Source organism: Aestuariivirga sp. (assembly GCF_965227715.1).
Classification (GTDB): domain Bacteria; phylum Pseudomonadota; class Alphaproteobacteria; order Rhizobiales; family Aestuariivirgaceae; genus Aestuariivirga.
In genome coordinates this window covers 717,512-731,162 of sequence record NZ_OZ245771.1, presented here as the reverse complement: position 1 = coordinate 731,162, position 13,651 = coordinate 717,512, and the positions used below count along the sequence as shown (strand labels likewise).

Below are 13,651 nucleotides of genomic sequence, written 5' to 3'. Positions count from 1 at the left end.
AGCTATTCCGCTGCAATGACCGGTGCAGACTGAGCACACAACACGCCGATGGCGCAGGACGCCATGCGGGCACGAACCGAATCGGCGCGCGAGGTGAGAACGATTGGCACACGCGCGCCGACAACGATTCCGGCAGCATCGGCACCTGCAAGATAGGTCAGGTTCTTGGCCAGCATGTTTCCGGCTTCTAGGTCCGGCACCACAAGGATCTGCGCGCGGCCAGCCACCTCGGAGCGGATGTTCTTGATCAGCGCGGCTTGAGGGTCGATTGCGTTGTCGAACGCCAAGGGCCCATCGACCAGCCCCCCGGTGATCTGCCCGCGCTCCGCCATCTTGCACAGTGCAGCAGCTTCGATGGTGGAGGGGAGCTTCTTCGTCACTGTCTCCACTGCGGAAAGGATCGCCACCCGCGGCGTTCCGAGGCCGATCCTGTGGTGGAGGTCGATGGCGTTCTGCACGATATCCGCCTTTGCATCCAGATCCGGAAAGATATTGATCGCAGCATCGGTGATGAACAGTGTTTCGGCATAGGACGGAACATCCATCACGAACACGTGGCTGATGCGCCGGGCCGTGCGGAGGCCGGTGTCGGCCGCCGTGACTTCATGCATCAGCTCATCGGTATGAAGGCTGCCCTTCATCATCATCACGCCTTCACCGGAGCGGATCAGGGCCACTCCCCCGGCGGCGGCGGCATGGCTGTGCGGCACGTCAACCACGCGGTATGCGCTGATATTCACTCCAGCGCGTTCAGCTGTTGCGGCGATCTTTGCGGCCGGTCCCACCAGAACGGGAATGATGATGCCGAGCTCAGCGGCCTCGACGGCTCCCCGGAGTGAAGTCTCGTCACAGGGGTGGACGACGATCGTCACCGCCGGCGGCAGGGCCTTGGCCCGCGCGATCAGGCGTTCATATTTGGCGTGGGCGCGTGGGGTGTCGTTTGCCATTGCGATCCTCTGTTCGGTCCATGTTCTCATAAGCGAAGCCAGCCGCCCATGGCTTTGATCTGCGGCAAAGCCGGTGGCAGCTGACCACGGTTGTGATAAGTTGATTTAACAGGGCGCCATTGAGGGGGAGAGCATCATGGCTATGCGTACATTTTTTACGGCAATGTGGCGGACGATCCTTCTGAGGGGCCTCGCCAGCCTGGCCTTCGGTATCCTCGCATTCGTCTATCCGGGAATCACGCTCGCCATCGTGGTCACGCTCTTCGGCATCTATGCGCTGATTGACGGGCTCCTGGGCCTGTGGGGAATCATCCGGGGCCGGGACGAGGGAAGCTCAATGACCAGCCTGCTGGTCGCAATCGCGGGCATTGTGGCGGGGCTCGTCTGCCTTCTGTTTCCGGCCTTCGCCACAACCTATGTCGTGCTCCTCATCGGCTTCTGGAACATCGCTGCCGGTATCCTGCAGCTGGTCGGTGCTATTGCGCTCCGCAATGACATCGAGCAGCCGGTTCTCCTGGGGCTCACGGGCCTGATCGGCGCCGCACTTGGCCTGCTCATCGTGTTTTATCCGGCCAATGCGGCGATCAGCATCATCTGGATCATTGCCGGAACGGCAGTGCTGGTGGGCCTCGTGCTCATTGCCTTCGGTTGGAAGCTCAGAGGTGCAGCCAAGCAGTTCCTGGTGGCGCGCGGCGCCTAGCCCGGTCCTTCAGGACCTTCGCAGGATCAGCTCGCGCGCCGTTGCCTCATTGGTGATCAGCACATTGCAGTTCACGAGCTTGATGGCGCCGAGCAGGCACTCGACCTTGTCGTTGCCGCCGGATGCGATGACGCGGGCCGGCACATTGCGCAGCTGCTCGATGGGCAGGGACATGATCCGGCGGTTCACGGGGTGGTCTACGGGATTGCCATTGCGATCATAGAAGTTGAACAGCAGGTCGCCCACCGCGCCTTTCCGGAGCAGTTCAGCCCGTTCTTCATCGCTGATCAGGTTGAAGCGGAAGGCCGTGGAGGAAGGCGCCATGGTGCCGACGCTGAGCAGCGCCAGGTCCAGCCGCTCGGCCCGGCGGAAAATGTCACGCAGGCCGCAGCGCTCGATCAGCGCCTCACGGGTGGCGGGCGAATCGACCACGGCGGGCGCCTGGAACAGATAGCAATCCGCCCCCATGATGCGCGCGAACTGCCACGCGAATTCCGCCGGGTTGAACTTCCGTGCCTGCACGATGCCGCCCAGAAGCGAGATGACCTGCACATTTTCAAGCTCGCGCGGGGCCAGGGTGGCGAGCGACTCATAAAGCGTCGCACCCCAGCCGACGCCCACCGACATGTCATCCTGCAGCGCGTCCGACACATACATGCCGGCAGCAACGCCGATCGACTTCGTCACGTTTTCCGGTTTCACCGGCTCGGGCACGACAACGGCCTCCCGGAAGCCAAAGGCGTCCTTCAGTTCCGCCTCGAGCTCGAAGCATTCTGAAACCTCGCCCTCGATCCAGATTTTCACTTCGCGCTGGCGGATGGCTTCGTTGATGTTGCGAACGACGGTCACGCGGCCAATGCCGAGGCGGTCGGCAATTTCGTTCTGCGTCAGCCCCTCGACGTAATACATCCAGGCAATCCGCATGCGGTTGCGCGCAATGCGGCCAGCGCCTCGTTCCGGCGACAGCGTGCGCTTTCTGCGCAGATGGGTCTTTTCCAACAAAGGGCACCGCGGGGTTGATCGGTTGGACGCATTGTGGCGTAGGATACTAAGTCGTGCAAGCCAGCCCTTTTGTTTCAGAAAATAGCGCGCCGATTCTCGCTGTTATTGCATTGCGAAACCTTGTTGCAGTGCCGCATTACGAAACATTTGAATTCACCGATGTTATTTAGTACATGAATTAACACATCACACGTGAACACCCCGCACCAGAACGGGCGCCGTGCAGAAGGGAGGACTGACGTGGAGACACCATTCTCTCGAACCCATGCCCCGGCGCCCACGGCTGCCGCCATCCTGGCTGCGGACTGCGGAACAATGCTCACCGGCTCTGCCTCCTGTCTTGAGGACAAGCGGGAGCGTGTGAGATGAAGGCAGTTGCAATTTCCTTTCGTCATGCTGTGATGGCTTGCCATCATTTGGATGTCCCGCCAGCCGCTGGCCTGCGGCGAGGCTGGGATTGAACAATACAGGCCACCAATGGAGGACTCTTCGATGCCGATTAACAAGACGGGCCTGATTACGCGCCGCACGCTTTTGAAGTCCACCGCCGCCGCGAGCGCGGCCTTGGCTGTGGGAACGGGCGGCGTGCCGCTGGTCAACATCCGCCGCGCCTATGCGCAGAACTTGCCGAACCCGGCCGACGTGCTGGCCAAGATCAATGTCGGCAATATGGTCAAGAAGGAATACCGCGAGCAGTACAAGCTGGGTGACAATGACGAGCTGTGGGATCCGAAGAAGGATTGGATCCGCAACGTCGATTGGGAAGCCGTCCGCAAGGAACACGCCGGCAAGACGGTCCGCTTCGCCATCGGTGCCGCTGACCGCGAATCCGCCCAAGATCAGATCGAACCCTTCGCCCAGCTCTCCGGCATCAAGATCGAGCTCGTCGCGATCCCTGATGACTCGATGTATGACAAGGTGGTGGCGGAGTTCCTCTCCGGCAATGCGAGCTTTGACGCGATCCAGTTCTTCTCCCCCTGGCTCGGCGATTTCGCGGCGCAAGGCTTCCTCAAGCCGCTGGACGAATACGTCGCGAAGTGGGGTGTGCCCTTCGATGATTTCTACGAAACCTATCAGCTGAACTATGGCCACTGGGCAGACAAGGGCATCCTCGGCATTCCCTTCGATTGCGACATCCAGATGGTTCACATCCGTCCGTCGATCTTCAAGAAGATCGGCATTGATGCAGACCGCGTGAAGTCGATCGAAACCTATGACGACATGATCCGCATCGCGCCGGAACTGAACAAGGCAGAGAAGGGCGTGAACGGCATCGGCATGATGTGCGGCCGCGGCTTCTGGGCCACCTACACCTGGCAGCACATCGCCGCCCAGTATGGCCTCGAACTCTTCAATGAGAACTGGGAGCCGATCTTCAACGGCGATGCCGGCGTCAAGGGCCTCGAGACCATCGTAGCCTTGTCCAAGCACGCGATTGAAGGTGTGGCGGCGGCCGACTGGCCGACGAACCGCGCGGCCTGGCTTGGCGGCCAGATCGCCTGCAACATCTCCTGGCAGGATTCGGGCACGCAGGCTACGCGGCCTGACCAGTCCAAGATCGGCGATGACGTGCTGACGATCTTCGAACCGCGTGTGAAGGGTGGCAACTTCGCGCCCCCGAACATCGCGGGCTCCACCTCCTGCGTGACGGCAACCTCGCCTGAACCGGAAGCCGCCTTCCTGATGCTGGCCTATCTCACCACCGCCTCGATCATGGCGATGAATGAGGCGAACGCCAATGGCGTCGCACCGGGCTACAAGTCGGTCCTCGCCAATGCCAAGCTGCAGGAAGTCTCCCAGCCCGCCAAGGTGTGGGGTGAAGAGCTGAACTATGCCTGGTGCGCACCGCGCCTGCCCAACGGCTTCCAGATCGACCAGGAAATCGGCTTCCTGATCAACAAGGTCGTGGTCGGTGAATTGCAGCCCAAGGACGCCCTCGACCAGGCCGCCGTCAAGGTCAAGGACATCATGACCAAGAACGGCTTCTACCAAGGCAAGGACCCGATGAACTTCGTGGCAACCGCTCCCGGCATGTGGGTCGGCAGGGGCAAGCCGCTTCCGTTCTGATCGACTGACGTTCCTCCGGCCTCCTCTCCCGCCCATTCTTTCTCAGGGCGGGGGAGGGGGCATTTTCCTGAAGCAGGGCTTATGACTGACGCTGCGCTTTCAACCTCCACCCTTCGCACGGCACGCCGCCGCAGCCCGTTCCGGCGGAAGGCGTTCCCCTATCTTCTGGTGGCACCGGCCGTCATCTATCTGCTTGCGATTACGCTCTACCCCGGCATCTTTGCGCTCTGGCGCAGCTTCTATGCCGGGCGCTTTCAGCTGAACTTCGTCGGCTTCCAGCAATATCAGGAACTGTTCCGGGATGAGGCCTTCTGGCACAGCCTCACCAACACGCTGATCATTGGCGGCATCACGCTTGCCGTCGAGTTCGTGGTTGCCATGTCGCTGGCCGCTCTGGTCTACCGCGATCCCTTCGTGCGGGGCTGGCGCATCCTGTTCCTGCTGCCGATGCTGTTCATGCCCTCGGCCGTCGCCTATCTCTGGAAATTGCTGTTCAACGACGGCCGGGTGATCAGCGACCTTCTCATGCGCATTGGCCTTGTTGATCACAACATTGACTTCATGGGCTTCACCTGGCTGGCGCGCGGCGTGCTGGTGGTGACGGACGTGTGGCAATGGGTGCCCTTCCTGTTCATCATCTTCGTGGCCGCACTCCAGGGGCAGGACAAGGAAATCGAGGAGGCGGCCCGGCTGGACGGCGCACGCTGGGGCCAGATCTTCTTCGCCATCTCACTGCCGCTGATGCGCCCGGTGATCGCCATCGCACTGGTACTGCGCGGCATTGATATTCTCACCATGTTCGCCTCGCCCCACATCATCACCCAAGGCTCGCCCGGCGGCGATACCGAGACGGTGAGCTATTTCATCTATCGCACCGGCTTCAAGAGCTTCGAATTCGGCTATGCCTCCGCGGCCTCCGTCGTGGTGCTGATCCTCACCATCATCCTGGCGCAGTCCTTCGTGCGCCGCTTCTTCAAGTCGGGGAGGGATTGATGAACGAAGGATCCCGTTTCTCTCTGGGCCGCACCATTCTGCTGAGCGTGTGGGGCCTGTTCTGCCTGCTGCCGATCATCTTCTTTGCGACGATTGCGCTGAGGCCCCGCAACGAGATCATCGCGCCATCGCCCATTTACTTCCCCACGATCTCGATCGAGACCTGGGCCAAGATCTGGGCCGAATGGCCGATCATGCATTATTTCATGAACTCAGTGATCGCCGTGTCCGGCAGCGTGGCGATCTGCCTGGTGCTTGGTATCCCTGCCGCCTATTCACTGGCGCGCTATCAATATCGGGGGCGGGAGGATATCGGTTTTTATATTCTCTCCACCAAGATGATGGCGCCAGCAGCCGTCGCCATTCCCATCTTCTTTCTGTTCCGCGCGCTAGGTCTTCTCGATACGGTCTGGGCGCTGATGCTGGTTTATGCCGCGATGAATCTGTCCATCGTCGTGTGGATCATCCGCTCCTACATGATCGACATTCCACATGAGATCGAAGATGCCGCGCGCACTGATGGTGCATCGGACTTACGCATCCTCTGGTCCATCATCATCCCCATGTGCCTGCCGGGCATCATCACCGCCGCCGTGATCGCCGCAATCTTCGCGATGAACGAATATCTCTTCACGCTCATCATCGCGACGAAGAATGCCTATCCCCTGTCCGTGGCACTCGTCAATTTCTCCGGCGGTTCGGACGGTATCATCTACAACGCCATTGCGATGGTGGCCTTCCTCGCCTTCTTCCCCGCTTTGCTGCTGGTGATCCTCATCCAGAACCACCTCTCGCGCGGGCTGACGATGGGCGCGGTGAAGGGGTAGGGCGCCGGGCGGTCAACCGAGAGCAGCTTCCGGCTCGCTCCGTCATGCCAGCGAAGGCTGGCATCCCGCTTTGCCTGCCGCGCATGCCGACACAAAGCGGGACCCCAGCCTTCGCTGGGGTGACGGACGCTGGGGTGACGGACCGAAACTGCAGGTGTTATGATTTGGTACGCGTTTCTTTCATAAACGCCAGCGTGTGCTCGAAGTCCTTCACGCCCGCCTGAGATCCTAGCCCCGTGGCATTGAGCGCCGATGTCGCCTGAGCGAACCGCACCGCTGTTTCCATGTCGAAACCATGGACCAGCGCCACCGCGAATCCGGCATCGAAGGCATCGCCGCAGCCGCAGGTGCATTTGACTGCAATATCATAGGCAGGGATGCGGAAGGTGGTGCCATCGGCACCATGGAAATAGGCGCCATCGCCGCCCAGCGTCAGCACGCAGGCCTTCACACCCATGTCGAGGAAGAATCTTGCCGTGTCGCCATAATCCGTGAGGCCGCACAGCGCCTGTGCCTCTTCGATCGAGGGCATGAAATAATCCGTATAGGGAAGAACCTGGGCGATGGCCGGAAGGTCCTTGGGGCTTCCGGCGAAGACATCGACCGTGGTGGTGGCGCCATTGGCCTTGGCGGCCTTCATCACCATGGCGGTCTGGCCTTGGTCCATCGCATCCATCAACCCCACGCCGCCGGCATGGAACACGCGCGTGTCGGTGACGCGCGGGATCATCTCGTCCGTCACGAAGAAATTGGACGTCGCCCCCTTCATGTGAAGCGCCGGGCGGGAGCCATCGGGACGCGTCGTCACGATGGAGGAGGATGTTTTCCAACCGGGCTTGTGCTGCACGCCCCATGTGTCAACGCCGAACTCCGCAAGGCGGGAGAGTACCCAGTCACCCATCAGATCCTCGCCCACGCCTGCGACAGCAAGCGTGTTGAGGCCCATCTTCGCGGCTGCGATTGCGGCCGTGCCGCCCGCACCCGAGACGGCAAGTGTCAACTCGTCAATGAAGACCGTGCCGCCGCCGGGCGGAATTTGCGTGAAAGGCCAGCCCAGGCAATCGAATGTGTAGAAGCCCATCGAGACATAGTCATAGCGCGGCACGGATCGCCTCCCTTGAGTTCACCGTGCCGGTCTTCAGGCCAGCATCAGCATCGGATCTTCAATAAGGCGCCTGAAGGCCTGGAGCAACTCTGCTCCCACAGCACCATCAACAGCGCGATGATCGCAGGACAGCGTGCACGTCATCTGCGTGGCCAGCACCGGCTGGCCACTGACGGGAATGAAGCGCTCGACTGCAGCCCCCACGGCCAGGATCGTCGCCTGCGGCGGGTTGATGATGGCGGTGAACTGCTCGATCCCATACATGCCAAGATTCGAAATGGCCGCCGTGCCGCCCTGATAGTCAGATGGCACAAGCTTCCGCGCCCGTGCCCTTGCAGCAAGATCTTTCATCTCGGTGGAAATCGCCGTCAGCGTTTTTGTCTCCACGCTGCGGATCACCGGCGTGAACAATCCGCCATCGACCGCAACGGCCACACCCACATCGCTGGTCTTGTAGTGCAGGATCGAATCCCCACCCCAGGTGACATTGGCGGCGGGAACCTTCTGCAGGGCCAGCCCCATGGCCTTGATGATGAAGTCATTGATCGAGAGCTTCGCGGCAGGCCCACCGTCCTTGCCCTTTGGCGCTGCAGCGTTGAGGCGCTGGCGCGCGCTCAACAGCTGGTCGATGGTGCAGGTGACGGAGAGATAGAAATGCGGCACCGTCTGCTTGGACTCGGTCAGCCGTGCCGCAATCGTCCGGCGCATCCCGTCGAGCGGAATGGACTCAATGCTGGCGGCAGCAGAGGGCGCCGGAGGTGGTGCGGCGGAGGTGACAGGCCTCGCGTCAGACGCGCCGCGAACATCCGCGGCAACGATGCGGCCGCGGGGGCCGGAGCCCTTGACCCCGTCAAGCGCCAGACCAGCCTGCCGCGCCAGCCGCCGGGCCAGTGGCGTGGCGCGCGGCGGGCCGTCAGATGCCATTTCCTGAATGGGTGGTGTGGCCGGAACGGGTGCGGCGGGTGCGGCTTCCCCCTCGGCATAGATAAAGGCGACGGCCGTGCCCACGGGTGCGGTTCCGCCTTCGGCCACAAGCACGTTGCGCAGGATGCCGTCAGCGGGAGCGTCGATCTCCATCGCGGCCTTGTCGGTTTCGATCTCGAACAGGGCAGCGCCCTTCGAAACCTTGTCACCTTCCTTTGCGTGCCACTTGCTGATCTTTCCCGCCGCCATATCCATGTCGACGCGTGGCAGAATGACTTCGACTGCCATGTCAGATCCGCCCCTGAACCAGCTTGCGCAGCGCGTCCACAATCCCCGGCACTTGCGGCACTGCGGCCTTCTCGAGTTCCGGATTATAGGGAATGGGCGATTCCGCACCACCGAGCCTGAGGATCGGCGCATCGAGATAATCGAACGCCTCGCTCTCGGCGATGCGCGCGCTGATTTCAGCGCCGATGCCCAGCGTCTTCACACCTTCATAGACGCAGGCGAGGCGGGAGGTCTTCTTCACGCTGCGGATGATCGTGTCCGTATCGATCGGGCGCAGTGTGCGAAGGTCGATCACCTCGACCTCAATTCCTTCGGTGGCGAGAATCTGCGCCGCCTCGAGGGACTTGTGCACCATGATGGAGGTGCCGACGACCGTCACATCCCGCCCCTCGCGCGCCACATGCGCCTTGCCGATGGGAATGCGATAGGGCTCCTCAGGAACCTCGCCCTTCATCTTGTACAGAAGCTTGTGCTCGAAGACCATCACGGGGTCCGGATCGTCAATGGCAGCGAGCAGCATGCCCTTCACGTCAGCCGGCGTTGAAGGCTGGATCACCTTGAGGCCCGGCACATGCGCGAGCCAGGCATCGAGCGATTGCGAATGCTGGGCCGCGGCCCCGGTGCCGGATCCGGCCGGAAAGCGCATGACGAGCGGCACATTCACCTTGCCGCCCAGCATGAAGCGCAGCTTTGCGGCTTGGTTGACGATCTGCTCCATGGCGAGTGTCGCGAAATCCGAGAACTGGAACTCGAGCACCGGCTTGCAGCCCGCCAATGCCGCACCCACGGCCACCCCCGCCTGGCCCAGTTCGGAGATCGGAGCGTCCATTACCCGGTCTTCACCAAATCGATGCACCAGATCGCCCGTTACCTGGAAGGCGCCGCCATAAACGCCAATGTCTTCTCCCATCAGGAAGACGGTCGGGTCCGCATCCATCGCCTGGGCAAGTGCCTCCTGGATGGCCTGCGCATAGGTAAGCTCACGCACGGCCATTATGCGGCCTCGGGAGAATAGACATCACGGGTAACCTCGGATGGATCAGGGTCTGTGCCGGTGCGGGCGAATTCGATGCCGGCGGCGATCTCCGCTTCGGCCGACTCGCGAATGGCCGTCACGTCCTCAGCCGTGGCGATGCCATGCGCCACAAGATCGGTCTCGAAGCTCTGGATCGGGTCACGGCCCTTCCATTCCTCGATCTCTTCCTTGGTGCGATAGCGATTGCGGTCAGAGCGGGAATGGCCGCGCGTGCGATAGGTCTTGCACTCGACAAGGGTGGGGCCTTCGCCACGCCGGGCGCGCGCAATGGCCTCGGCGATGGCCTCTTCCACATCGGCAATCGCATTGCCGTCAACAATCACGCTAGGCATGGCATAGGCAGCGGCACGGTCCGCCACATTGGCAACCGCCATGGACCGCTCGGTCGAAACCGACATGCCGTATTTGTTGTTCTCGCACACGAAGACCACGGGCAGCTTCCAGATCGAGGCCATGTTGAGAGCCTCGTGAAAGGCGCCTTCATTGGTCGCACCATCGCCGAAGAAGCACATGGCGACGTCATCGCGCTTCTGCTTCTTGATGGCGAGTGCCGCACCCACCGCAATGGGAATGCCACCCCCCACAATGCCGTTGGCGCCGAGATTTCCCGTCGCCACATCGGCAATATGCATGGAGCCGCCACGGCCGCGGCAATAGCCTTCTTCTTTGCCGAAGAACTCCGCGAACATCAGCTTGGGCTCAGCGCCCTTGCCGATGCAGTGACCATGCCCACGGTGCGTGGAGGTGATGTAGTCCGTGTTGCGCAAGGCCATGGTAGAACCCACGGCGGAGGCTTCCTGGCCAATCGACAGATGCATGGTGCCGTGGATGAGCCCGCGCATATAGGCCTCTTCGGCACCTTCCTCGAAGCGCCGGATCAGGTACATGCGGCGGAGCGCCTGCTTCAGCGCCTCCGCATTGTAGCGCTGGTAGAAGGGCCGGGCATTGGGCTTGATGTCGCCTGCGGCATTCATCAGAGCAGTCCTTTCAGCATGTCATCCTGCCGCTTGCGCAAACTCACGATGCGGGCAGATGGATCCACCGCGCAGTTGTGATAGGTGAGAAGCTCGCCCTTGCGGATGGGCTTCGTCACCTTGCCGCCTTCGAGCAGGCCGCAAGGCACAGCCTTGTCATTCAACGCGTCTGCCACCGTCATGATCCAGGCGCGATAGGCATATTCGCCAATGGCGTCGAGCGCGTCCCCTGGCTTCAGATCCTTCTTGGCCACGGCACAGACCTCGGCCGAAGGCACGTCCAGCGGCTGCATATCTGCTGTGTGGTAGAGCACGGCGCGCGCACAGGAGAGCGGCACCTCCAGGCTCGTCAGATGATAGGGCCGGTAGAAAGTGTAATAGGGGCCGGGCCCCAGCTTCAGATCGTGCATGCGCTCGCGCACGCGGGGGTGGGACATTTCGGCGATCACGAACACGCCGGGGGCAACGCCCTTGCCAATCGAATAATCAACCACGCCCTTGCGGGAGAGAACGCCGCCATCGGCCGTCGGGCACAGCACCTTCTCGAGCTGGTCGAGCGTGGCGGCAGGCCCATGCATGCCGGGCTTGTCCGGCACCAGGCCGGTGGCATTTGCAATCGCCGCCATCTCCACCATGGTCTTGGAGCCATCGACGAATTCCACCAGCATGCGCGGGTTCATGTTCCGGCGCTTGGCCTCCTCCATATAGAGGTCAGGCGTCGCATCGATGTTGAGCGGGTTGTTCTTGCCCTTGCCGGCCGCCACGATGGGGTAGCCAAGGCCGGTCACGAAATTGATGAGCTCCATGGCGGAAGAGGGCTCATCGCCCGCACCCAGCGTGTAAACGACGCCCAGCCGCTTCGCCTCGCGCGCCAGATAGGCGCCGATGGTGACGTCAGCCTCGACATTCATCATCACCAGATGCTTGCCATGCTCCATGGCGGTGAGGCCAATCTCGGCGCCCACCGCGGGCTTTCCCGTGGCATCGATCACCACATCGATATGGGGCGAGGTGCAGACCAGCTGCGCATCCTGGGTGAGGGCCGCCTTGCCGGATTCGATCACCGCGGCAAAGCCTGCCGCGCTCTCGGCCACCGCATGGCTGTCTTCGGCGCGGCCCGCGATCGAGAGCGCCTTCTTTGCGGAAGCCAGATTGATTTCGGCAATGGCAGCCACGGTGATTCCCGTCATCTGCTGGCACTGCGTAACGATGTCGGTTCCCATCTCGCCCGAGCCGATGAGGCCCACGCGAATGGGCCGGCCGGTTTCTTCCAGCCGCCGGGCGAGATCGGCAGCCAGCCCCGTTGCCGGGCCAATGGCGCGGCGCCCGCGCGAAAGATCATGTGCCGTCATAACGGCCTCCTCACTGCTGGATTTGAGAATAGGATACTTTTGTGTAGTGTAGTGTCAATAAGTATTGTTTGCGGCATGCCATCCCATTTCGCAAGTGCGAAGCGCCTTTTGCAGTGCAAACGCTCCGGCCTTCTTCATCTCAAACATCTCAGAAAGGGGTTTAGCGCCAGTTGGAATACGACACAATTGCATTCCCATCTTGCATTTGGTGTCAAATGTGTGAAACTTTGTGGTGGCAAGGGAGTGCAGTGAGCCATGGCATCGATCAGTCTCAGGAAAATCAGCAAGGCCTGGGGGCCGGTGGTCGGCGTGGATGCGATCGACCTGGAAGTGCGCGACAAGGAGTTCATGGTGTTCCTCGGCCCCTCGGGCTGCGGCAAGACCACCACCATGCGCATGATCGCAGGCCTCGAGGACCCCACGGGCGGCGAGATCGTGATCGACGGCGAAAACGTCAATGACGTGGACGCGCGCGACCGGGACGTGGCCATGGTGTTCCAGTCCTATGCGCTCTACCCCAACATGTCGATTTACGAGAACATCCGCTTCCCCTTGCGCATGCGCGGCGTGCCGAAGGAACGCCAGGATCCGATGGTGCGCGAGGCCGCAGCGATTGTGGAACTGGGCGACCTTCTGGACCGGAAGCCCCGCGCCCTGTCTGGAGGCCAGCGCCAGCGCGCGGCACTCGCCCGCGCCGTGGTGCGGCACCCGCGGGTGTTCCTCATGGACGAGCCGCTCTCCAACCTTGATGCCAAGCTCCGCCTCACCATGCGCGCGCAGTTGAAGCACATTCAGCGCCGGCTGGAGACAACGACCGTCTATGTGACGCATGACCAGATCGAGGCGATGACGCTGGCAGACCGCATCGCCATCATGAACAAGGGCAAGATCCAGCAGCTCGGCACGCCCGATGAGGTTTACAACAACCCCGCCAACGTCTTCGTCGCCGGCTTCATCGGCGCGCCACCCATGAACCTCATCAAGGGCGATATCGAGAACGGCGGCTTCATCGGCGCCTCGACGCGGGTGGAAGGCGTGGGGCAGGGCAACCGCAAGAGCGTGATTTTGGGCGTGCGGCCGGAGGACATCACCATCGCGGCACCGGGCGAAGGCCATCTCCGCTCCAACCTCTATTCGCTCGAACCCACGGGCGACCAGACGCTCGTCTCCGCCCTCGCCGGCGAGCAGATGGTGGTCGCCAAGGCACACCGCAGCTTCCGCCAGGAACTGGGAACCCCCATCGGCCTCAGCTTCGACATCAGCCGCTGCTACCTGTTCGATGCGGCGGGCGGCGAGAGGATCTGAGACTCACGGCCCGTCGCTTGCAATTGGTTCGCTGACTCTGGCTTTTTTCCTGCCGTCGAGAGAGCCGTCATGCCGGCAAGCAGTTCTTGGAGGCCCATGCTGACCCCATGCGGCAGGCGGCGAGGCGATCT

General features: G+C 62.0%; 12 protein-coding genes. 5 read left to right on the top strand and 7 right to left on the bottom strand.

What is annotated here, in order from left to right; translation table 11 throughout:
* Window positions 1–2: 2 nt before the first annotated feature.
* Window positions 3–947, bottom strand: a complete 945-nt coding sequence (locus ACO06F_RS03565; RefSeq protein WP_421695323.1) for a phosphate acetyltransferase — start codon at window positions 945–947, stop codon at window positions 3–5.
* A gap of 136 nt (window positions 948–1,083) precedes the next feature.
* Here ACO06F_RS03565 and ACO06F_RS03560 point away from each other — a divergent pair, with 136 nt between their 5' ends.
* Window positions 1,084–1,647: an HdeD family acid-resistance protein gene (locus ACO06F_RS03560; RefSeq protein ID WP_421695322.1), complete on the top strand. Its 564-nt coding sequence runs from the start codon at window positions 1,084–1,086 to the stop codon at window positions 1,645–1,647.
* A gap of 9 nt (window positions 1,648–1,656) precedes the next feature.
* Here the strand turns inward: ACO06F_RS03560 and ACO06F_RS03555 are convergent, their stop codons facing one another.
* The gene (locus ACO06F_RS03555; protein ID WP_421695321.1) at window positions 1,657–2,646 is read right to left on the bottom strand and encodes a sugar-binding transcriptional regulator; all 990 of its coding nucleotides are present in this window, start codon (window positions 2,644–2,646) and stop codon (window positions 1,657–1,659) included.
* Between the two features lie 495 nt (window positions 2,647–3,141).
* Between ACO06F_RS03555 and ACO06F_RS03550 the strand changes: the two genes are divergently transcribed.
* From ACO06F_RS03550 to ACO06F_RS03540, 3 genes are all read left to right on the top strand, one after another.
* Entirely contained in the window at window positions 3,142–4,716 is a 1,575-nt protein-coding gene (locus tag ACO06F_RS03550) for an ABC transporter substrate-binding protein (protein WP_421695320.1), read from the top strand.
* 81 nt (window positions 4,717–4,797) lie between these two features.
* Window positions 4,798–5,709, top strand: coding sequence for a carbohydrate ABC transporter permease (locus tag ACO06F_RS03545; protein ID WP_421695319.1), 912 nt, complete (start codon window positions 4,798–4,800; stop codon window positions 5,707–5,709).
* Window positions 5,709–6,536, top strand: coding sequence for a carbohydrate ABC transporter permease (locus tag ACO06F_RS03540; RefSeq protein WP_421695318.1), 828 nt, complete (start codon window positions 5,709–5,711; stop codon window positions 6,534–6,536). The genes ACO06F_RS03545 and ACO06F_RS03540 overlap by 1 nt, the downstream gene beginning before the upstream one ends.
* 157 nt (window positions 6,537–6,693) lie before the next feature.
* Here ACO06F_RS03540 and ACO06F_RS03535 read toward each other — a convergent pair whose 3' ends face one another.
* From ACO06F_RS03535 to ACO06F_RS03515, 5 genes are read right to left on the bottom strand one after another with little or no spacing between them, the layout of a single operon-like run.
* Entirely contained in the window at window positions 6,694–7,641 is a 948-nt protein-coding gene (locus tag ACO06F_RS03535) for a carbohydrate kinase family protein (protein ID WP_421695317.1), read from the bottom strand.
* Window positions 7,642–7,674: 33 nt separating this feature from the next.
* Entirely contained in the window at window positions 7,675–8,853 is a 1,179-nt protein-coding gene (locus ACO06F_RS03530) for a dihydrolipoamide acetyltransferase family protein (protein WP_421695316.1), read from the bottom strand.
* Between the two features lies 1 nt (window position 8,854).
* Entirely contained in the window at window positions 8,855–9,847 is a 993-nt protein-coding gene (locus tag ACO06F_RS03525; protein ID WP_421695315.1) for an alpha-ketoacid dehydrogenase subunit beta, read from the bottom strand.
* Window positions 9,847–10,863: a thiamine pyrophosphate-dependent dehydrogenase E1 component subunit alpha gene (locus ACO06F_RS03520; protein WP_421695314.1), complete on the bottom strand. Its 1,017-nt coding sequence runs from the start codon at window positions 10,861–10,863 to the stop codon at window positions 9,847–9,849. Before ACO06F_RS03520 ends, ACO06F_RS03525 begins: the two co-directional genes overlap by 1 nt.
* Window positions 10,863–12,215 (bottom strand): NAD(P)H-dependent oxidoreductase, encoded by a 1,353-nt coding sequence (locus ACO06F_RS03515; RefSeq protein ID WP_421695313.1) that lies wholly within the window; start codon window positions 12,213–12,215, stop codon window positions 10,863–10,865. The genes ACO06F_RS03520 and ACO06F_RS03515 overlap by 1 nt, the downstream gene beginning before the upstream one ends.
* A gap of 255 nt (window positions 12,216–12,470) precedes the next feature.
* Here ACO06F_RS03515 and ACO06F_RS03510 point away from each other — a divergent pair, with 255 nt between their 5' ends.
* Window positions 12,471–13,520, top strand: coding sequence for an ABC transporter ATP-binding protein (locus tag ACO06F_RS03510; protein ID WP_421695312.1), 1,050 nt, complete (start codon window positions 12,471–12,473; stop codon window positions 13,518–13,520).
* The last annotated feature ends 131 nt before the right edge of the window (window positions 13,521–13,651 follow it).

What these genes read in the sequence shown, in the direction of transcription:
- ACO06F_RS03565 (WP_421695323.1), bottom strand. Translation starts at nt 947, where the DNA reads ATGGCAAACGACACCCCACGCGCCCACGCCAAATATGAACGCCTGATC.
- ACO06F_RS03560 (WP_421695322.1), top strand. Translation starts at nt 1,084, where the DNA reads ATGGCTATGCGTACATTTTTTACGGCAATGTGGCGGACGATCCTTCTG.
- ACO06F_RS03550 (WP_421695320.1), top strand. Translation starts at nt 3,142, where the DNA reads ATGCCGATTAACAAGACGGGCCTGATTACGCGCCGCACGCTTTTGAAG.
- ACO06F_RS03545 (WP_421695319.1), top strand. Translation starts at nt 4,798, where the DNA reads ATGACTGACGCTGCGCTTTCAACCTCCACCCTTCGCACGGCACGCCGC.
- ACO06F_RS03540 (WP_421695318.1), top strand. Translation starts at nt 5,709, where the DNA reads ATGAACGAAGGATCCCGTTTCTCTCTGGGCCGCACCATTCTGCTGAGC.
- ACO06F_RS03530 (WP_421695316.1), bottom strand. Translation starts at nt 8,853, where the DNA reads ATGGCAGTCGAAGTCATTCTGCCACGCGTCGACATGGATATGGCGGCG.
- ACO06F_RS03525 (WP_421695315.1), bottom strand. Translation starts at nt 9,847, where the DNA reads ATGGCCGTGCGTGAGCTTACCTATGCGCAGGCCATCCAGGAGGCACTT.
- ACO06F_RS03520 (WP_421695314.1), bottom strand. Translation starts at nt 10,863, where the DNA reads ATGAATGCCGCAGGCGACATCAAGCCCAATGCCCGGCCCTTCTACCAG.
- ACO06F_RS03515 (WP_421695313.1), bottom strand. Translation starts at nt 12,215, where the DNA reads ATGACGGCACATGATCTTTCGCGCGGGCGCCGCGCCATTGGCCCGGCA.
- ACO06F_RS03510 (WP_421695312.1), top strand. Translation starts at nt 12,471, where the DNA reads ATGGCATCGATCAGTCTCAGGAAAATCAGCAAGGCCTGGGGGCCGGTG.